The 18,852-nt window shown below is 66.0% G+C and carries 18 protein-coding genes; 8 read left to right on the top strand and 10 right to left on the bottom strand.

Annotation, left to right across the window (positions count from 1 at the left end):
* Nucleotides 1–247: 247 nt before the first annotated feature.
* Both GA0070611_RS28045 and GA0070611_RS28040 read left to right on the top strand, forming a co-directional pair.
* Nucleotides 248–919, top strand: coding sequence for a DUF6308 family protein (locus GA0070611_RS28045; RefSeq protein ID WP_091671062.1), 672 nt, complete (start codon nt 248–250; stop codon nt 917–919).
* Nucleotides 920–961: 42 nt separating this feature from the next.
* Nucleotides 962–1,618, top strand: a complete 657-nt coding sequence (locus GA0070611_RS28040) for a hypothetical protein (protein ID WP_157740403.1) — start codon at nt 962–964, stop codon at nt 1,616–1,618.
* Between the two features lie 10 nt (nt 1,619–1,628).
* Here the strand turns inward: GA0070611_RS28040 and GA0070611_RS28035 are convergent, their stop codons facing one another.
* Entirely contained in the window at nt 1,629–2,936 is a 1,308-nt protein-coding gene (locus tag GA0070611_RS28035) for an AAA family ATPase (protein ID WP_091671056.1), read from the bottom strand.
* 142 nt (nt 2,937–3,078) lie between these two features.
* On the opposite strand from GA0070611_RS28035, the gene GA0070611_RS28030 reads away from it, so the two are divergent.
* Entirely contained in the window at nt 3,079–3,645 is a 567-nt protein-coding gene (locus GA0070611_RS28030) for a snapalysin family zinc-dependent metalloprotease (protein ID WP_091671053.1), read from the top strand.
* Between the two features lie 48 nt (nt 3,646–3,693).
* Here GA0070611_RS28030 and GA0070611_RS28025 read toward each other — a convergent pair whose 3' ends face one another.
* Nucleotides 3,694–4,077 carry a hypothetical protein gene (locus GA0070611_RS28025; protein ID WP_231921573.1) on the bottom strand — a complete coding sequence of 128 codons (384 nt, stop codon included), beginning with the start codon at nt 4,075–4,077 and terminating at the stop codon, nt 3,694–3,696.
* 76 nt (nt 4,078–4,153) lie between these two features.
* Nucleotides 4,154–5,002 carry a helix-turn-helix transcriptional regulator gene (locus GA0070611_RS28020; protein ID WP_091671044.1) on the bottom strand — a complete coding sequence of 283 codons (849 nt, stop codon included), beginning with the start codon at nt 5,000–5,002 and terminating at the stop codon, nt 4,154–4,156.
* Between the two features lie 101 nt (nt 5,003–5,103).
* On the opposite strand from GA0070611_RS28020, the gene GA0070611_RS28015 reads away from it, so the two are divergent.
* Entirely contained in the window at nt 5,104–5,868 is a 765-nt protein-coding gene (locus tag GA0070611_RS28015; protein WP_091671040.1) for an SDR family oxidoreductase, read from the top strand.
* Between the two features lie 9 nt (nt 5,869–5,877).
* On the opposite strand, the gene GA0070611_RS28010 is transcribed toward GA0070611_RS28015, so the two are convergent.
* Genes GA0070611_RS28010 through GA0070611_RS28000 form a run of 3 tightly spaced genes read right to left on the bottom strand, consistent with a single transcriptional unit; the run spans nt 5,878 to nt 7,459 of the window.
* On the bottom strand, nt 5,878–6,129 hold the full coding sequence (locus tag GA0070611_RS28010) for a DivIVA domain-containing protein (RefSeq protein ID WP_231921247.1): 252 nt from the start codon (nt 6,127–6,129) through the stop codon (nt 5,878–5,880).
* Nucleotides 6,126–7,253: an FAD-binding oxidoreductase gene (locus GA0070611_RS28005; RefSeq protein ID WP_091671034.1), complete on the bottom strand. Its 1,128-nt coding sequence runs from the start codon at nt 7,251–7,253 to the stop codon at nt 6,126–6,128. The genes GA0070611_RS28010 and GA0070611_RS28005 overlap by 4 nt, the downstream gene beginning before the upstream one ends.
* Complete coding sequence (locus GA0070611_RS28000; protein ID WP_091671030.1) at nt 7,250–7,459, bottom strand: hypothetical protein; 210 nt, start codon at nt 7,457–7,459, stop codon at nt 7,250–7,252. The genes GA0070611_RS28005 and GA0070611_RS28000 overlap by 4 nt, the downstream gene beginning before the upstream one ends.
* Before the next feature lie 244 nt (nt 7,460–7,703).
* On the opposite strand from GA0070611_RS28000, the gene GA0070611_RS27995 reads away from it, so the two are divergent.
* The 4 genes from GA0070611_RS27995 (at nt 7,704) to GA0070611_RS27980 (ending at nt 12,373) form a co-directional block, all read left to right on the top strand.
* On the top strand, nt 7,704–8,717 hold the full coding sequence (locus GA0070611_RS27995) for a DUF5919 domain-containing protein (protein ID WP_157740402.1): 1,014 nt from the start codon (nt 7,704–7,706) through the stop codon (nt 8,715–8,717).
* The gene (locus tag GA0070611_RS27990) at nt 8,714–9,517 is read left to right on the top strand and encodes an inositol monophosphatase family protein (RefSeq protein WP_091671023.1); all 804 of its coding nucleotides are present in this window, start codon (nt 8,714–8,716) and stop codon (nt 9,515–9,517) included. Before GA0070611_RS27995 ends, GA0070611_RS27990 begins: the two co-directional genes overlap by 4 nt.
* Before the next feature lie 103 nt (nt 9,518–9,620).
* Nucleotides 9,621–10,112: a flavoprotein gene (locus tag GA0070611_RS27985; protein ID WP_091671020.1), complete on the top strand. Its 492-nt coding sequence runs from the start codon at nt 9,621–9,623 to the stop codon at nt 10,110–10,112.
* A 323-nt stretch (nt 10,113–10,435) separates the two neighbouring features.
* Nucleotides 10,436–12,373 (top strand): DNA cytosine methyltransferase, encoded by a 1,938-nt coding sequence (locus tag GA0070611_RS27980; protein WP_091671017.1) that lies wholly within the window; start codon nt 10,436–10,438, stop codon nt 12,371–12,373.
* On the opposite strand, the gene vsr is transcribed toward GA0070611_RS27980, so the two are convergent.
* The 4 genes from vsr to GA0070611_RS27960 form a co-directional block, all read right to left on the bottom strand.
* Nucleotides 12,347–12,814, bottom strand: a complete 468-nt coding sequence (gene vsr / locus GA0070611_RS27975) for a DNA mismatch endonuclease Vsr (protein ID WP_231921572.1) — start codon at nt 12,812–12,814, stop codon at nt 12,347–12,349. The genes GA0070611_RS27980 and vsr overlap by 27 nt on opposite strands.
* A 258-nt stretch (nt 12,815–13,072) precedes the next feature.
* On the bottom strand, nt 13,073–15,079 hold the full coding sequence (locus GA0070611_RS27970; RefSeq protein ID WP_091671014.1) for an AIPR family protein: 2,007 nt from the start codon (nt 15,077–15,079) through the stop codon (nt 13,073–13,075).
* Complete coding sequence (locus GA0070611_RS27965) at nt 15,072–16,082, bottom strand: PD-(D/E)XK motif protein (RefSeq protein WP_091671011.1); 1,011 nt, start codon at nt 16,080–16,082, stop codon at nt 15,072–15,074. Before GA0070611_RS27965 ends, GA0070611_RS27970 begins: the two co-directional genes overlap by 8 nt.
* Nucleotides 16,079–18,850: a Z1 domain-containing protein gene (locus tag GA0070611_RS27960; RefSeq protein WP_091671008.1), complete on the bottom strand. Its 2,772-nt coding sequence runs from the start codon at nt 18,848–18,850 to the stop codon at nt 16,079–16,081. The genes GA0070611_RS27965 and GA0070611_RS27960 overlap by 4 nt, the downstream gene beginning before the upstream one ends.
* Between the last annotated feature and the right edge of the window lie 2 nt (nt 18,851–18,852).

Raw genomic sequence — 18,852 nt, 5'->3', positions numbered from 1 at the left:
CGTCCCCGGCGCCGCTCGGATGAGCTGCCGGCTGATCGGGAAGCGGTGATGCTAGTGAATCTGTGTGCCGCGCACGGCCCCGGCGAGAAGCTTGCGCCCGGAACGGACCCAACGACGGAGGCGCGTCGGCTCGGTCGGGCCGTCGCGCTGGACCGTGTGCCGCAGCGGAGCCTCCGACGGGAGGTTGTGGCCGTCCGGTATCCATGGCCACCCTTCACTCCTGCATGGACAACACTCGTTCTCGGAGGTGGTGGTGTTCTCCATCCAGGTCGCCGCGGAGCCCGTGGCAGATCCCCTCGGCATCCTCGCCGCCTACTGCGACACCAGCGCCGGCACCGTGCGCGCCTACGACCTCCTGCCGGCTCCCCGGGCCACCCTGACGCCAACGGTGATCAAGGTGACCCGATCGCCGTGGATGGGCAGCCGCATCAGCCACGAGGAAGCGCATCACCTGCTCAGCCTCAGCAACACGGCACCGTGGGCGGCGGTCCCCGCAACCGCTCACCTGCGCGACGCCGACCCACAGGTCGAGAACGACCTCTACGACGAGGCACTGCGGCTGCACCGACACTTCATCCACAACCGCCGCCCCGGTCTGGGACTCGGCAAGATCAGCAAGTGCCTGCACCTGACCCGTCCCGGCCTGTTCCCGATCCTCGACAGCGCGGTACGCAAGCGGTACCGGCGGGCGGCCAAGGAGGCGGCACAGACGCTGACGGCCGCCGGATGCCTCGACAGGCCACGTCGGCGGGCCTACTGGGCCGCCATCCGGCAGGACCTGCTGCGATCACAGGACGGGTTGGCGCAGCTGCGCTCGGCCGCGAGCGAGCATGACAACGCACTCGTCCGCGAGGCGGCGCAGAAGCTGTCCGACGTCCGCCTGCTCGACATCCTCACCTGGGCCCCCAACCCCGCCTGACTCGGTCACCAGGCGCTTGCCGGGCGTCACTACCCTGACCCGGTGGCCCGCAAGAAGCGTCAGCGACCCACCGAGCTCCGCCCGTCCGCCGAGCCGCCGGCGCCCGCAGCCACTCCCACGCCCGACTTCCGGTCCAGTCCGGTCGCGCCCGTCATGGCCGTCCTCATGGCGCTGGTGGTGCTGGGCGGGCACCTCGCCGCCCGCTACATCGCTGACCCGGCGCTGATCCCGAACCCGTGGCGGGTCGTCGTCGCGGCGGTCGCGGCCGTCGTGGTCTTCCTGGCGGTGTCGACGCTGACCCAGCTCACCACGGTCCTGATGCTGCCGGTGACGCTGCCGTCGACCCGGGGTTTCCTCACCCACGTCGGCGAGTTCTCCGCGCTGGGCGCGATCCTCGGCACCGCGCTCGGCTTCCGGATGGGCGAGCACCTGTTCGTCGAGGCCGGCCGCGACCCGGCCCGCTACGGCTTCCCCGACCTGCTCGCCACCATCAGCGACGCGGTCACGCTCACCACGCTGCTCGCGATCGCCCTCTGCTGGGTGCGTTCCGCGGTGCTCGCCCGTGACCTGGCCCGCGCGGCCCGCGAGTCGGGCCGCTGGCGCGGCGCGGCCGGGTACGCCCCGGTGCTGCTGCTCCTGGTCGGCAACTACATCGGCGTGCAGGCGGGCGCGTTCGCATACCAGCTGCTGCGCGGTTAGCCGGCGGCGGTCAGCGGGCAGCGCCGAGGTGGGCCAGCATCGTCTGGTGGGCCTCCCAGCCGTCCGGGAACTTCACCGGCACGTCCAGGTGCACCCGCTCGGTCGACGGGTGCGCGTCCAGCAGCTCGGGAATCCCCGCCCGGGCCACCACGAGACAGGCGTGCCGGTGCCGGGAGGCGAGCACGCAGAGCCGCCCCGACTCCAGGTGGAAGGCGGTGGCGTCGCGCCGGCCGGAGAGCGGGTGCAGCACGATCGTCACGTCGTACTCCCGGCCTTGCAGGCGGTTGGCGGTGTCGACGGTGATGCCCGCGCCGGTCGCGCCGAGCCGGGCCCGGATGGCCGCGGCCTGGTCGCGGTGCGCGGCGCCGACGGCGATCCGGTCGGCGGTGACCGGCGCGCCGCCGGGGGTCTGTTCGGAGACGGCGACCGCGCCGCGCCGCAGCACCCGTAGCGCCAGCTCCGCGCAGGCCGCGGCGGCCTCGCCGTCGGTACGCAGGGTGTGCCGGGCGGGTAGTTCGTGCAGCCCCCAGCCGGTCCGCGCGGCCACCTCGACGGTCCGGTCGAGTGGGTCACCGGGGCCGGGCTCGGTGAGGGTGAGTGCCCGGTCGGCGGGGCCGGTGCCGGCGCGGAAGCCGGTGAACGGGTAGAACGCGGCGGCCACCACGGGAGCGGCGCTGGCGGGCAGCCGCCAGGACACGGGCAGCCGGTGCACGGGCAGGTCGGGGTTGTGCCGCAGCAGGGTGGCGACGGCCGACTGCATCGGATCCCAGGTGAGCCCGGTCCAGCGGGCGGTCTCGACGGTGGAGAACGGGTCGAGCTGGCCGGGATCGCCGACGAAGAGCGCCCGCTCGAAGCGCGCGGCCACCCGCAGCAGGGCGTCGGAGCGCATCTGGTACGCCTCGTCGACGATCGCCCAGGGCCAGCTGCCGTCGGTGACGGTGGCCCACTTGGCGGCCGTACCGATGATGACGGCCGGACCGCCGAGGTCGGTGACCTTCGCGGCGACCCGGACGCCGGCGTGCCCGGTGACCCGGTCGGTCGGCCGGTAGTCGGTGGCGGAGAGGCGGCCGATGCGCAGCTCGGGGGCCTTGCGGGCGAGCCGGTCGATGAGGTCGTCGACCTGCTCGTTGGTCTGCGCGACGATGATCAGCGGCTCGCCGGCGGCGGCCAGCTCGACGGCGGCGCGGACCACCAGGGTCGACTTGCCGGCGCCGGGCGGGGAGTCGACGACCACGCCCCGGTGGCCGCCGGAGCGCAGGTCGGCGAGGACGGCGGTGATGACCCGCTCGGCCTCGACCGAGGGTGGCACCTCCAGCATCCGCGCTCCCCTCCCCCAGGACTCTCCGGCACCCTATCGGGCGGCTGTGACAGCACGGGGCACCACAAGGGTTGAGATAGATACATGTACATATATAGGCTGTGTGCGTTCCCGCTCATCCCACCCCGAAGGAGTGCGAACCATGCGCAAACCGAAGCTGTCCCGACTGCTGGCCACCCTCGCGGCCGTGACGCTCTCCGCCCTCGGCGCCGTCGCCGTCGACCCGGCGCCGGCCTCCGCCGCGCTGCGCAACGTCTGCTACAACACCAGCCAGGCGGGGCCGTTCGCCACGTACGCCGTGCAGGCCGCCTCGATCTGGAACAACTACACCAACAACATCAACATGGCCCAGTGCGGCTCGAACCTGGTGATCTCCTACACCTACGGCGGCGGCTCGTACGCGCAGCGCACCAGCCTCGGCAACGGCCGGGTGGTCATCGACTACTACCAGGCCCAGCAGTACTCGCCGCTGCGGATCATGACGCACGAGATCGGCCACATCCTCGGCCTGGCCGACAACTACAACGGCAACTGCGCCATCCTGATGTCCGGCGGCAGCGCCGGCACCAGCTGCACCAACCCGTACCCGGCTTCCGCCGAGGCCGCCCGGGTCGACTCGCTGTTCGGCTTCGCCGCCCGCAGCGCGACGCCCGCCCAGGTCTTCACCGGCAGCTGGCCCGCCCCCACCGTGGTCGCCGCCCAGCGCTGACCCGGACCGGCCGGGGTCGACGGCACGCGTCGACCCCGGCCGCGGCGGTCAGCCGTCGGGGGTGAAGAGGCCCTGGATGCCGACGACGATCGCGATCACGCCGAAGATGGCGAGCAGCAGCCGCAGCCCGGTCGCCCCGTCCGACCCCTGGTCGCGGGGCGCCGGGCGTCCGGTCAGCCGGTCCCAGAGCAGGGCGAGGCCGACCAGGATCCCCACCACCTCGAAGTGGAACACCCGCGGCCCGGACACCAGGTGCACGATCAGCCAGTAGCCGCCGGTGACCAGCGCGACGACGCCGACCACCCAGGCGAACGGGGCGACCCGGCCGGCGAGGCGGCGCAGGTCGTCACCGACGCGCGGCAGCGACCCGAGCAGCGCGACGGCGAGCAGGAAACCGCCGACGATGTTGGCGAGGTCGAGCAGCAACGCCATCAGCACGAGGGCCTCCCATCGACGGGCATCCGGTCCGTGGGAGCGTACCCACGGCCGGGGCCGGCCGAAACGGCGGCTACCCGGCGTCGGCGGGGAAGCGTTCGTGGCCGAGCACGGCGAGCAGCCGCAGCTTCTCGTCGCCCTCGCTGCGCGGCGGCGCGGTGAGCACCAGCAGCGCCTGCGACTGGTCCTCGGTGAAGAGCACCTGGCAGTCCAGTTCGATCGGCCCCAGCTCCGGGTGGACGAGGGTCTTGTGGTCGGCGAAGCGCTGCGCGACCTCGTGCCGTTCCCACAGCCCGGCGAACTCGGGGCTGGCCTTCTGCAACGCCCGGACCAGCTCACCGGCGCGGGAGCGGGGACCCATCGACCCGTACGCGGCGCGCAGGTTCGCCACCTGGGCGCGAGACTGCCGGTCCCGGTCGTCCTGCGGGTAGCGCTGCCGCTCGGCCGGGTCGGTGAACCACCGGTAGATCTCGCTGCGGGCCAGGCCGGTGTAGCCGGACCGGTCCCCGAGCAGCGCCGCGGCCAGCCGGTTCTGCACCAGGGTCTCCCCCAGGTTCGACAGGATCAGCGCCGGGGTGTCGTCGAGCCGGTCCAGCACCCGCAGCAGCGCCGGGGCGACGTGCGAGGCCGCCGAGACCGGCGAGGGCGGATGGTGCCCGGCCACCCGGAACAGGTAGTCGCGTTCCTGCCCGGTCAGCCGCAGCGCGCGGGCCAGCGCGGCGAGCAGTTGCGGGCTCGGCTGCGGGCCGCGCCGCTGCTCCAGCCGGGTGTAGTAGTCGGTCGACATGGCGGCCAGCGCGGCCACCTCCTCGCGGCGCAGCCCCGGCGCGCGGCGGCGGGCACCGGCGGGCAGCCCGACGTCGGCCGGCCGCAGCGTCGCACGGCGGCGGCGCAGGAAGTCGGCGAGGGCGTCGCGGTCCACGCCTCCCAGTATCCGCCCGCCCGCCGGCCCAACCAGGGATCGCCGATCCCCCGACAAGCCGTCCCTGCCCGCGCCCCGCCGGCAGCGGCCATGCTCGGGTCATGGACATCAGCGGAAACACCATCTTCATCCCCGGCGCGACCAGCGGCATCGGCCTGGCGCTCGCCCTGGCGCTGAAGGACCGGGGCAACACGGTGATCATCGGCGGCCGGCGTACCGACCTGCTGGACAGCCTGGCCGCGCAGCACCCCGGCCTGGACACCGTCACCGTCGACACCGCCGACGCCGCGAGCATCCAACAGGCCGCCGCGCAGGTGCTGGCCCGGCACCCCGACCTCAACGTGCTGATCGCGATGGCCGGGATCATGCGGGTCGAGGACTGGCACGCGCCGGAGAGCTTCCTCGCCTCCGCCGAGTCCGTGGTCACCACCAACGTGCTCGGCCCGATCCGGCTGATCGCCGCGTTCATCGAGCACCTCCAGAGCCGGCCCGCCGCCACCATCATGACCGTCTCCTCCGGCCTGGCGTTCACCCCGCTGAAGGCCACCCCCAGCTACAACGCCTCGAAGGCCGCCATCCACCTGCTCAGCGAGTCGATCCGGCTCCAGCTCGCCGACACCGGCGTCAAGATCGTGGAGCTGGTGCCGCCGGCCGTGCGGACCGGGCTGCTGCCCGGGCAGGAGGAGAGCGAGTTCGCCATGCCGCTCGACGAGTTCGTCGCCGAGGTGGTCGGCCTGATCGAGTCCCAGCCGGACGCCACCGAGATCCAGGTCGAGCGGGTGAAGTTCCTCCGGTACGCCGAGGCACGCGGCGACTACGACCAGGTCGTCGCCACCCTCAACACCGCCGACCCGCACGGCAAGTAGGCGCACCGGTCACGAAGAGGCGCGCCGGCACGGTGCGTGGGTGGACTGCCAGGAGCGGAGGGCGGTACGCACCCGGTGCGCCTCGGCGCGCGCCTCGTCCCGCTCCGCGGTGCGCCGGTGCAGCTCGTACGCCAGGCGGTGCAGCAGGGCGTCCACGTCCTCGGTGCGGTAGCCGCGCCGGGCCGTCGGCAGGCGCAGCTCGGTGATCCGGTCCGGGGTGAGCGGGCCGCGCAGGGCGTGCCGGCTGCGGTAGACGGTCACCGCCACGGGATCCGATCCGGCAGGTGGATCCGGTCGGCGGGCACCCCGGCGGCGAGCAGCCGCAGCCGCGACCCGGCCAGCATCGCCGGCGGCCCGCAGACGTACACCCGCTGGCCGGGCCGGTGGTGGAAGAGCCCGACGGACAGTGCGTCGCCCTGCTCCGCCGGCTCGGCCAGCCGATCGTGCGAGAAGGCCGGCACGATGCTCAGCCAGTCGTGGCGCAGCTTGTCGAGGCTGACCGCGTCGTACAGGCTCTCGACCGAGCGCGCCCCCACCACCAGGGTCACCCGCCGCCCGTCCGGTGCGGCGGCCACCTGCTCGACGATCGCGCGCAGCGGGGCCAGCCCGGTCCCGCCGGCGATCAGCAGCAGGTCACCGTCGTGCAGACTGAGTCCAGTATCGATCGGTGGGCCGAGGTGGAGCAGCTCCCCGACGCGTACCTCATGGGCCAGGGTGGGTGAGACGGCGCCGCCGCGGACCGCGCGGACATGCAGCTCGACGGTGCCGTCCGGGCGCGGCGCGTTCGCCGGGCAGAGCCAGCGCCACCGGCCGGGCCGGCGCGGCGTGCCGACCGGCACCGCCTGCCCCGCCCGGAACGGTAACCGCCGCCACGGCCGCACCGTGAGCACCGCGACCCCGGCGCAGGCCAGATCCCGGTCGAGCACCTCCGCCGGCCACCACGCCGGCCCGTCGCCCACCCGCGCCGCCGCCCACTCCACCTTCCGCCACGGCACCGCGCACCCCAACACCGTGTCGAGCACCGCCTGGTGGTCCGGCCGCAGCCCGAAGCGACGGTACGCGCGCCCCAGCACGGTCAGCAGCGCCAGCCGCTCCGGCCGATCGTCGGTCACCGCGAGCCGGCGCAACGCCGCCTCGACCAGCGGGGCGTCCCGCTCCGGCAGCAGCCCCGGGCAGCGCTCCTCCAGTTCCGCCCAGAACCCACCCCGCCGCAGGTAACTCTCCGCGCGCCGCTGCTCGGCCTCCGACCACCCCAGGCAGGGGACCTCACCGGTACGCGCCACCTGCGCCTTCAGCCGCTCCCAGTCAACCCCGATGAGGTACGCGGACAGCTGCTCGTCGGCGGCGACGAGGCTGAGCCAGCGGGCCGCCGCCTCCCGGTTCACACCTGCTCCTCGGTGAACCCGGCCGCCTCGATCGTGGCGCGTCCCCAGCGGGCCAGCCGGCACGGGAACGGGACCCGTTCGCTGCGGCAGAGCGGGCCGTGCGGCCAGGACTCGGGTACGTGGACCTTAACCGCACGGACGGCGAGGGCCAGGTCCTCGTCGGTGACCGGGGTGAGGACGGGGAAGTCGGTCTGTGTGGCGGGCATCGGTGGGCGCCTCCGGGGTTGCCGGTGTGGATGGAGTGGCGCCGGGGCGGGCGGGGGCGGGCGATGCCGTGTCGGGGGGACGGCAGCAGCCGGAGCCCAGCACCCGCCCTGGGCCATGCGTCCAGGCTGGTCAGACACTTATGCCAGCAACATGACTACGCACTGCACCTCAGCGGTAACTGCACTGCACCGACTGACGGTAGGCTGCCCGGGAACCGATCTCGATGTGACCGAAGGCGGCACGATGACGACCGTGCACCGGTGGACCGGCAGGGAGACTCGCGCCCTGCGCCAGGCGCTTCGGATGAGCATCCGGGATTTCTCCGCGCACCTCGGCGTCGCAGAGCGAACGGTGTCGAAGTGGGAGGCCGGCCAAGAGCGGGTCCGCCCGCGACCAGAGATGCAGGCCGCTCTCGACACTGCGCTGACCAAGACAGCCGATGAGGCCCGCGACCGGTTCGTCGCCGCGCTCAGCCCAAGTGAACCGCGATCCGTGCCTGTTCCTCGGCGGTCCGACCTAGGAATGCTGGCACGCCAGCGAGTCGCCGCCACTCGTGCGTTGGTCGGTCGGACGCCCGATGAGTTCGCCGAATTACTGGCCGAATCGCTCGGCTGGTGTCCGAGTGCCGAAATGGTGCTGCGGTGGGAGGCGAGCGAGACGCCTCCGGGCGACGTGATGCTTGCGCTCGATGGTCTGGGCGAACGCCCCGCGAGCTCGGACAGGATGGCGGGCCTGACGGCTATCTACCCCAGTCGGTCTCAACTCTCGGCCCGTCTACCCGCGGATCAACTCTTCGACGGAGCCCAAAGCATCCGGGCGCTCGGTCTTTCCCTCAACATGCTCTGCCAGGACTACGCGGACCGTAGTTGGCAGACGCTCCTGACGACCGGCGCCAAGGCCCAGTGCCTCTTTCTCGACCCGGCCGGGTCGGCGATTCAGGCTCGCGAAGCGGAGGAGGGCTTCCCGACCGGCCAGCTCTCGGCGCTGACGAAGCTGAACATCGAGACTCTGCTGCGGGTGCGGGATCGGCTGCCCGCCAGCCTGCGAGACAGCATGAGCCTCGCGACGTACGACGAGACGCCTCGCTTCAACATCGTGCTGGTGGACGATCTCTGCGTGGCGCAGCCGTACCTGACAGAGAGTCGGGGCGTTGACTCCCCCGCTTTCGTCATTCGTCAGAACCAGTCGAACGGTGGGCTGTACCCGGTGTTCGAGCAGGTCTTCGAGTCACACTGGCAGCGTCGGCGGCCGGTGTGAGCGAATACGCCGACCTGTTGCCTGTAGCAGTGGAGGCCGTCACGAAAGCGGCTGGCCTAATGCGGCATCAGCCACCGGGTGCGCTCACCGCCAAGGGCGATCGGGACATGGCCTCGGATCTGGACTATTCAATTGAGCGCCAGGTACGAGCTTTCCTGCACGACGAGACGCCCCAGATCGGCTTCCTCGGAGAGGAAGAGGGAGCGACCAACGCGGCAGACCTGCGCTGGATCCTCGACCCCATCGACGGCACAGCCAACTTCGTGCGCGGCTTACCTCTGTGCGCCGTGTCGCTCGCCCTCGTGCACCAGGACGAGGCAGTCCTGGGTGTGATCGAGCTGCCCTTCCTCGGGTCGCGGTACAGCGCATCCAAGGCCGCTGGCGCCTACGCCGACGGACGCCAGATCAGGGCGAGCAGCACCACCGACCTGAAGGACGCGATCATTGCCATCGGCGACTACGCCGTAGGGCCAGACGCTGAGGCCAGCAACCGGCTCCGACTCGCCCTGACTACTCAGCTCGCCGCCGCGGCACAGCGGGTACGCATGACCGGCAGCGCAGCTCTCGATCTGGCGTGGCTCGCCGAAGGCAGGCTGGACGCGGCGCTGACGCTGTCCAACCATGCCTGGGACACGGCCGCAGGAGTTGTGATCGCACGGGAAGCCGGCGCATTGGTTCTCGACCACGACGGCACTGATCACAACCTCCGCTCCACCGCCACCTTTGCGGTCGTGCCGGCGCTCACCGGGGCTGTGCTGGCGGTGTTCGAGAAGGCCGCCTCGGCGGAGACCCAGGCGTGAACGGAACACCAAGGCACCGGCCCAGGCCGGTCGGTGCTTGCTCCGATGTTGCGCCTTACTACACGCTGGACCTCACTGCGACGTTGGAAGGCGGGTCGCCGGCATGAGCGCGACGCGTGTACTCGCTCTGATCGCCTGTGCCGCGCCTCCCGTGCAACGGATCAGCGATTTGATCAAGCTACTGCGGGCCGACGGGTGGACCGTGTGCCTAACGGCTACGCCCACCGCGGCGACCTGGATCGATCGTGAGTCCCTGGCCAGGCAGACCGGGTATCCGGTGCGGGTGGAATGGCGGATGCCGGGTGGCCCCGAGCCACATCCGCCAGCCACTGCCGTGGCCGTGGTGCCGGCAACCTTCAACGTGATCAACAAGTGGGCCTCGGGCGTCAACGACACCCTCGCACTCGGCATCCTCAACGAGGCGCTCGGTGGCGGTCTCCCGGTGTACGCGTTCCCGAACGTCAAGGCTCAGCTCGCCGCCCACCCGAGCTACAGCCATAATCTGCGGCTACTCGCGAACGCTGGCGTCAAGGCCGTGGCGCTGCCGGTCAAACTGGACTGGCGACTGGTCACATCTCGACTCGCTGCACCCTGAACTGACACGGTTGCGAGCAGGTTCCACGGCAGCGCAGACAACCCGTTCACTTTGTGGTGATCTGGGCCGCTCAGAGAGTCAGCTAAGCGTCTCCCCTGGTTGAGCCTCCGCTCGAGCCGATGAGAATCATGATCTCTTGATCGTCTACTATTGGTCGTCCCGGTGTCCAGCAGAGCTCAGTCTGCACCTGGGGCCAGGGGACGGGCAGCCTGCGGTGAGTAGGGCAGGTGCCCTGATGTTCGCTTCGGCGGAGTCCTTGCCTCCACCAGCGTCTCTGTGGTCTCCTGGTGCTGGTCATGCCCAAGCGTACGAAGGGTTGTGCTGTGAAGAAGGGGCACTACGGGGTACCTCTTGAACGCAGTGACTACCTCAAGCTGGATCCGAACAAGAACAGCTGCAGCCTGGAAGGCTTCCAGGCCTGGCTGGAGGGCTTCGGGAAAGACAAAAGACTAGCCGTAGACCTCTTCTCCGGCGCTGGCGGCCTCAGCCTGGGCATCGAGCGAGCGGGATGGACAACAGCGGCAGCCGTCGACTTCGATGAGCGCGCGCTGGAGACCCACAGGGCAAACTTCCCGGGCCTTAGCCTGAAAATGGATCTCGGCGACCCAGCTGAGCGGGACCGACTTGAAGGCATCCTGAAGCCGGCCAAGATCGACCTCGTGGCCGGAGGGCCTCCTTGCCAGCCCTTCAGCAGGGCAGGGCGCAACAAAATCCGCGATCTCGTCAAAAACCACGGCCGTGACCCTCAAGACCGCCGGAAGGAGCTGTGGAGCGCATACCTAGACATGATCAAGCGGATCAGCCCACGCGCGGTCCTCATGGAAAACGTTCCTGACATGGGACTTCACGACGACTTCTTCGTCATTCGGACGATCGAAGAGGAACTGGAAGAGCTCGGCTACGCTACTCAAGTGCGGCTTGTTGACGCCTGGCACCACGGTGTTCCACAGCATCGCAAGCGCTTAATCCTCCTAGCCAGGAAGGACGTCGATGTCTTTACCTGGCGAAAGCCAGACCAGCGCCGAACTACGCTGCGCGACGCCATCGGCGATTTACCCGAACTAAAGGTAGTTCCCACAGAACGGGTCGGAGCACGGGAGCTAGAGTACTCAAGGCCGCAGGTGCTTTCCGACTTCGCGGTAAAGATGCGCGAAAAGGCATCTGCGGCGCTGATCTGGGATCACATGACCAGACGAGTCCGGCAAGACGACTACAGGATCTTCGAGATCATGGAGTCCGATACCAAGTACTCCGACCTTCAAGAAAAGTTGACCGAAAGCGAGAAGGAGTACCAACGCTATAGCGCAGAGAAGTACACGGACAAGTACAAGAAGCTGGCCTGGGGGGAACTCAGCCGCACGATTACCGCACACATCGCCAAAGACGGCTACTGGTACATCCACCCAGAGCAGTTGCGGACACTTACCGTGCGCGAGGCGGCGCGCGTTCAGACTTTTCCCGACCACTTCCGATTCGCCGGCACCCGAAGTGACGCCTTCCGACAGATCGGGAACGCCGTACCCCCACTACTCGGCGAAGCCGCTGCGGAGGCACTAACGCCCCTGAGCGACGATATTGCCGAGTCCCCAAGCATTCAGCCGCATTGGCGAAAGGTGAGGCTCGAGCTCACCCACTGGGCGAGGCAAAGGCTGGCGGGAGAAGACTGGTATCAGCTTCCTTGCGAGGAGCCAGCCTCGCTTCATGCCGCTGTGGTGGCGATTCTTTCCGGCGCGAAGATCAGGCCAGCTGCCATGGTCGAGTTTATGTCCACCATCAAAGAATCGAGAACGCTGACCGCGACACTGTTCAGAAGACTGGTTGACGCGTCTCCGTCAGCAAATGCACGGTCCCGCATGGACCGGCTGGCATCCCTGGTAGACAAGCCCTACTACTGGCAGTGGACAAAGCGGTATGACGTACCCGCTCAGCTGCCAATGAAGCCCGCCGAGGCAGCTCTCTACCGACTGCTCATCGGAGAGGACCTCATGCTAATCAGCCAAGCTACGTTGCGAGTCGCAGCTCGCGTAAACGGCATGGGAACGGATCACGCGAACCGCCTCAGTGAGGGCCGTGTCAACTTGGTCAAGCTCATGGGTGCAGGAACGGAAGCACCTCTGCGCATGGGGGCAATTCGGCTAGTCGGCATGAATCTTTGCAGGGAAGAACAACCCGTGTGTTCGGAGTGCCCACTCGCCGCCCACTGTGCCAGCCGCGACAAACTGAGCGGCGATCTGCTAACCCTCGTCACCAACCGAAGCTAGCGGTTCGATACAGCCTTCGCGATTCGAACGCACTGCCTCCGCGACGCGCCGTGCAGCCCTCTCAGCATCACGACCGATCTCGCACTCCCAAACTCGCACCACGGTCCACCCTGAAGCGGTGGCCTGCGATGTGTTGCGTCGGTCCCGGTCCCTATTGGCCCTAATTTTATCCTTCCACAATGCCGCATTGGGGCCTCGAAATTCGGCAGGGGTGTGGTCAGGACAGCCATGCCAGAAACACCCGTCGACAAAAACCGCGATGCGGTACCTGGGAAGCACGAAGTCGGCAGTGCAACGAGACGTCACCTTCTGCTGAAGGCGAAACCTGAGGCCCAACCGATGCACTGCCCTACGGAGGGCAACCTCGGGTCTGGTATCCCTTACCCGTCGGCCACGCAGATGCTCCCCCTCTAAGGTGCGGACCCACCGCTGATTCGGCATTCCAGCCGCTCCCCTCATGATCACAACCCAGGCCCACCAAGGACCCATGAAGGATGCCACATCCTCTCGGGCTTCCAAAGCCACCCGGCCCTCCACTGAGAAGCTGGGCAATGCCGAGCTAATCCCGACTTGTTTGAAGTGTGGCTCCTCGGTTAGTCCCATTGTCCGCTACAACGGGGCCCAGAAGGAACAATCTTTAGCTGCTCGAGGGGGAAGACTCTAACAAGTCACGAGACGCTCCCTGCGGGTAAATGCAGACTACGGGTCGGGAGTGAATCCGAGCGAGAGCGCTTCGCTACGCGCGTGTAGAGCCTGAATGGCCTGAGCCTCGGCAATCTTCTGTTCGAGTTCGAGGCGCCTTCCAACAATATGGGCGAGCTGCCGCTGCCAGGGCTCTAGGTTTCGAGTCTCCTTAGCCCATTGTTCAATCGCGTACCATTCTTCAGCAGCAATCAGAGCAACTTCTTCTCCTGCGCTCTCTTCACCACCAGCACCGCCAGCAAGAGCCGCTTCGTCCAACGGCTGCTTGGAGAGCTCTACCGTCAAGGCTCGAGGCACCTTCCAAAGAACTCTCGACACAGCGTCCCAGCACGCCGCCTTCTTCGCCCACTCACCCACATGATTGCCGTCAAGCGGAGTTGTCACCGCTGCCATGACTCGGGGGCACAGATCGTTAACCGCGGCTTCCAGAACGGGCGAGATGCCCTGCTCCCGCCAGACTCTGTCAAGGTCTACACAACGATCCGTCGCCAAAGACAAGCGAGCCACGGTGTACGTAGTAATCATGCTTTTGAGACTGCCAGCTTTGTGGAATGCAGCGATGCGGTCCACTGCCTTGAACAGAACGCCCATCGCGATCACCCTCTGGCAGTATTGCACGTCGACTTGGGGTGGCGCCTTGTCGAGGTTGATCATAAATTCAACGAAATTCTTTTGCCCTCCACGGCTTACGTAATAGGGAAGCTGGTTCCACGAATGCACGAACTTGGCAAGGTCCGTCTTGGTGAACTTCTGCCTTGTCGGGTTCAGCATCTTGAAATGCCGCTGCCTGGCAGGAGTACGTGCTTTAGCCAACTCGTCAGCATACTGACCACGAGCACGCTCATAGAACCAGTGGGTCTCCTGACCACTACCGTCTACTGCGGGAGCCCACAGGGAGCGGGTAATTCGTTGCACTTCTACGTGGTACTCATGGTTGGAGCTAAAATCGACCTGCGTTACACGGTTCTGCGTGTTCGAATACTCCGAAATCTTCGGAACGATCTCCGCGAGCCGGTCAGGTGCCACCTCGGTAAGCTTCATCTGCACCGTTACGTGAGACAGATCCGCCTTATCGCGACTCGCCGCGTAATGAAGCGAGGCAGTCGTCTGCCCGCCGTTGACGATTTGCAGGCCATGCACTCTGGAGATACTGGGCTGACCGGCCGGACCCGTTATGAAGTCTACCTTCGAGGCAGTTGCAGTGATTCCATTGTTATAGGCCAGGAAACGACCTGGGGCATTAAGCAACGTTTCCCGGATGCCTCGGTTGACGGCACCGCGAGTCTGGAGGAACGAACGAACGTTGAGTTCGAGAAGCCGAGTGCCGTACTCTGCGTACAACTCAGCCAACAGACCTCCAGGTATGACCGCCAAGACCACAGAGTGGTCCTCTTCGGGACTGGGAACCGAGACGCACGGTAAAGGAGGAGTGAAGGGAACCACAATCGGCTCGCCGAGGGCACCTGACGTTGCGTGACGGTGCAGCCTGGCCAGATCCCATACCTCATGAGTAACTGGAAGGCCGCCGAAGTCTGAGGCGGGAACCTCCGTAACGCTACAAACCCTGTCGCTAAGTAGGAAGAGCCTGATGCGCTGCACTTCCCCCAGAGCCTTCTCGACTGCTACGCACATGTCATACACGTCGAAAGACTGATCAATGTGCTGCCGCAACCCGTCCCGGCATCGCGCTACGAAGACTAGAAGCCGCTTGAAGAACGTCGCGGCTTGCGCCTTCGTGAGCTTGGCCTCTAGAGGTTCCAGCTGGTAGTCCGTCACAAACAGGTCGAGGGACTCACCTGACTCACCAATGCCGTAACCGTGGACCTCATGGCCGTGCATTTTGTGATAGGCGGTGAAGGTGTTGGACACCACTCCTGCCTGTTCCAAATCCTCCAGTACCCTGCGGGTGAACGCCTCCGGGGTCGTTGTGCCTTCGGCATCGGCAGTCGCTTGAACATCCGCGATCAAGCTCCGCAAGAACTCAGCCAAGTCGGACTCAGCCATCGGTCCTCCCAACAATTTCCTTGACGTCATCGGCCGAAACCCGGTAGGCATCCAAGGCGGCTATACTAACGTGGTATGTGCAATCGCCGATGCCCTCTGGCAGGCTCGCCTCGACTAGCCTAGGAAATCCGTCCCGTACGTGCCAGTACTGAAGGTCGCGGAGGGTGTACCGCGGTTCTTCGTAGAGGTCACGGTGTCCCGGAAAGTAACCGGCTTGAATCAGCAAGCTTTCAAACCGCGCCCTAACTGCGCCCCCGGAAAGCCGCTCCCGTATCCCATCCACCCGCCTGTTCAAGCTTTCGCCCGAGCCACCGCGTCGTTCATCGAGGCTGGCGAACGCAAGGACCAGCACAGGGGTTCCGGTTCCGTCCAGCTGTCTCTCACTCGCGATCCATACACTCCGCGGACGTTTTGCAGAGCTGGTTTTGGTTTCGATCGCAGCCCGGGATAGCTGGAAGTCCTGGTTAGTGCCCGTGGGGCCAGTCCACGCCTCGACCGCCTCCGCTTGGGGCAGGGAAGCGAGGAGGACCTCATCCAGCACAAAGAGTTCGCCGTAGAGCCCGCGACGAGCCTCGGCGCTCAATCCTTCCTTGCCGACGGCACGTAGCAGATCTTGCCATCTCTCGAACCTTCTTACCGCTGCTGTGAGGGCGTCTGCAGCGGATCGAGCCGACTTGGCGGTTTGGGCGACATCTGAGACGAGCGGGTTGAACACCTCGCGGAGTGCAGTTGCCATCAGGACCACCTGGAGCTCGTACTCGACCCGGGACACTGCATTCAGGTTCAGCTCGATGCCCGCGGCTTTCGGGAGGCGACCCACCGAACGCACGATCGAGTCTGCGGAGCGGGCATCGGCACGGAGAATCAGCATGCGCTGCCGGCCAGGGTGGGAGACGCCCAGAAAGATGTCGAGGGGAGCATCGGGGTAAAGGCGAAGACGCGACCAGCCAGGTAGTTTCTGAGGAATCTCTAGCTTCCGCCACTCATCCTCACTGACTGTCACGCTTCGCCCTCCTCACCGATTGAGTAAATCTCCTCTGCAAGCCACACGGAGTTGGCAATGTACTCGGTCTTAGACTGGAACTCCGAGTGCGGAAGGCTAACCTGGAAGCCGACGAGAGGCGCCGCCAACTGAAGGCCTGGAGCACTTTCAGGCTGAATCGGGTACAGGAGCAAAAGGCCCTGTTTAGGCCGACGCTGCCGTCGGATATGCGTGCCCGAGGGGCATTGCGGAAGGGTGTCCTTCTCCTTCTCTTCTGCAGCCTTTCGTGCAGCCTGAAGCGCCTTCTGTCTCTGGTTTTCATCGAGACCCAGCAGTTCGTCCGGAGGGCTCAGGACACGACGAATCGTGTACCTGCCTTCTTTGGCAAAATCCTTTTTCAGCGGGGCACGCGTAACCGCTCCGACAGTGTGTCCGGCAATCGTCTGGGGCGACTTCGAAGTTGTGCTACCGATCAGGCAGACGGTCCAGTCGGTCAACTCACCGACCTTTACACACTGATCGATGTACTTCGCAATGAGTCTAGGCCGAACGCGCTGCGCCATGCGATCGGCCTCGTAAGCGATGAGGAATTCGGAGACGACCTCCGGAGGTATCTGATCCCACTGTACATTGCCGCCACGGGGACGAACAGTGGGCGTGACGACTTCGTCAAGTCGTTCGACAAGTGCTTTTAGTGCCTTGAAGTTATGCGCGACAACCTTCTCGTCCAGCTGGAAGATCACCGTCTCGGGGCCTTCACCGGAGTAGCTGAGTAGAATTTTCTTGCCTTTTCGCATTTTGTTCGGAGCGGTCACCGTCAGCCCCAGCGACGAAGACCTGACCTTGAGTCCGAATTCCTCTGGGGTAAGGCCAATGGCCGCCATCTCCTCGACTTCCCGCCGCAACTCATCCGTGGCAGCGGTCACCTCCACGTAGGCGTCTTCGAGTTCGGGGGTTGTGTACAAGCGGCACAGGTCCTCGTGTTTAGGACGATACCCGAACCACCGACCCATCTGAAGAAGAGCATCGTACGATGTAGACCAGCGCAGGTAGTAGCTAACTGTCAGACCATACAAAGTGAGACCGCGAGATAGTTTTTGCCCTCCAACCGCAATCACGCTGAGGCCGCTTTTGCGATGGTCGTAATAGTCCAGCGCATCCTTGGAAGTGCCGTTGACCGCTTTTACCTGAATCTTCCTGACAGCATCCAGGAGTTCCCCGGATACCTGCTCCCAGGTTAGGCGCTCGGCTTCCTTGCTCGGGAAATGATCCGTGGTGGGAACAAAATCCCTCTCCCACAGCTCACGGAATTCGGCACGGAGTTCAGGTCCCTTCCCGTACCTGTCCCGAAGTGTATCCACAAGGAGACGAACGTGATCATCAACCTGCTCGCGCACACGATCCTGCACTGCGGTGAAGCGAGTAACATGCACAAGCATCGAGTTGTGCACCCTCGTCTGCCCCCGCGCCCTTCGGGCCGCTGAGGCGAGCACGAATGAAGCAATCGCCTCCCGCAGCGAGCGGGGAATCCCGTCTTTGGGCCGGTCCCCAGACTTATGCTTGGCAGGGAGCCAGTCCTCCGCATCATTTACGTGACGCACAAGCGGCAGCGGCGGCGTATCCTCTTCTTCCTCATCGTCAACCTGCAGCCCGAATACCCGCTCTGGACCCAGATAATTCGAGGGCGAAGGCAGGGTGCGGATAAAGCTGGCCGGAAAGAGGTCCCGCCCCACACGATCGTGGTCCGCGTCTGGATCGATATATATATTGGCGAACGGTGTTGCCGTGTAGCCGACGTATGCCGATTGATCGAAGACACTGATCATTTCCCTGATCGCCGCATTAGTCTTCGTCGGGTCTGCCTCGTCATCACGGGTCGTGTCGATCGACGCATTGTCGGCCTCGTCGTCGATGACCAGAAAGGGCAGATCTTTTACAATCTTCGCGCCTTTCTCATTTTCGGTCCCATGCACGTGGACCACCCAGTCACGCACATATTCAAGCAGTCTCCAATGCTTCTTGACGACGAGCACGACCGGGAAGCTGCCGAGGGGAAAGTTTGTATGAGAGGCCGTTTTCCGGTCGAAATCCCCTTTAGCGGTGCTGTTCGTCGGCGAGGCAATGTCCAGTTTTTTTGCGAAAGGCATCCGTCCTGCCCCGATGAGGCGGGATTTTCCGACCTCGTTGGATCGCTTATAGTGCTGCGTGTCGAAGCCCAGGAGACCCTCATCGATCCGCAGCTGCGTCTGGCTGCGGAGGTCGTCGTGAATGCCCGCAAGGACCACGACGAGCCGGTACCCGGCGTCCACTGCTTTCGCTGCCAGTCCAATGTACTGGCCAGTCTTGCCCGATTGGACCTGTCCGATTACAAGCCCTTTGCGGCTCCATGTGCCAGAGCGACGGGGGTCTTCTAACTGGCCTAACACTTCGTCGGTGCTCTGGTCCAATCTTCTTACGACGCCTGGCGGAAGGCTTACAACGTCTTCGAGATACCTGCGATAGCGTTCCCAAAAATCCCATCCACGGTCGTTCTTGGCTTCAGATAGCCATGGTTCGTGCCCCTTTAGGTCAACGAGCGCGAGCGACCGCTCCTGGAAAACAGCGGTCATGGCTTCGATCTCCTTGGCCAGCTGATCTCGATCCAAGTCTTCGCCCTGCGCGGCCAACATCCCGAAAACGGCATTGACCGCGTTTTGCACCTCCTCCGGCTTTGGCTGCCGGTCCTGCGGAAGGAATCCGAGAACCAGGCGGATGGCCTTGGCCAAGGGGTCGTGGGCTACAGCACTCACGT

Source organism: Micromonospora auratinigra (assembly GCF_900089595.1).
Classification (GTDB): domain Bacteria; phylum Actinomycetota; class Actinomycetes; order Mycobacteriales; family Micromonosporaceae; genus Micromonospora; species Micromonospora auratinigra.
Note: the sequence above shows the minus strand (reverse complement) of the source record. Positions and strands in the feature narration are given on the sequence as shown.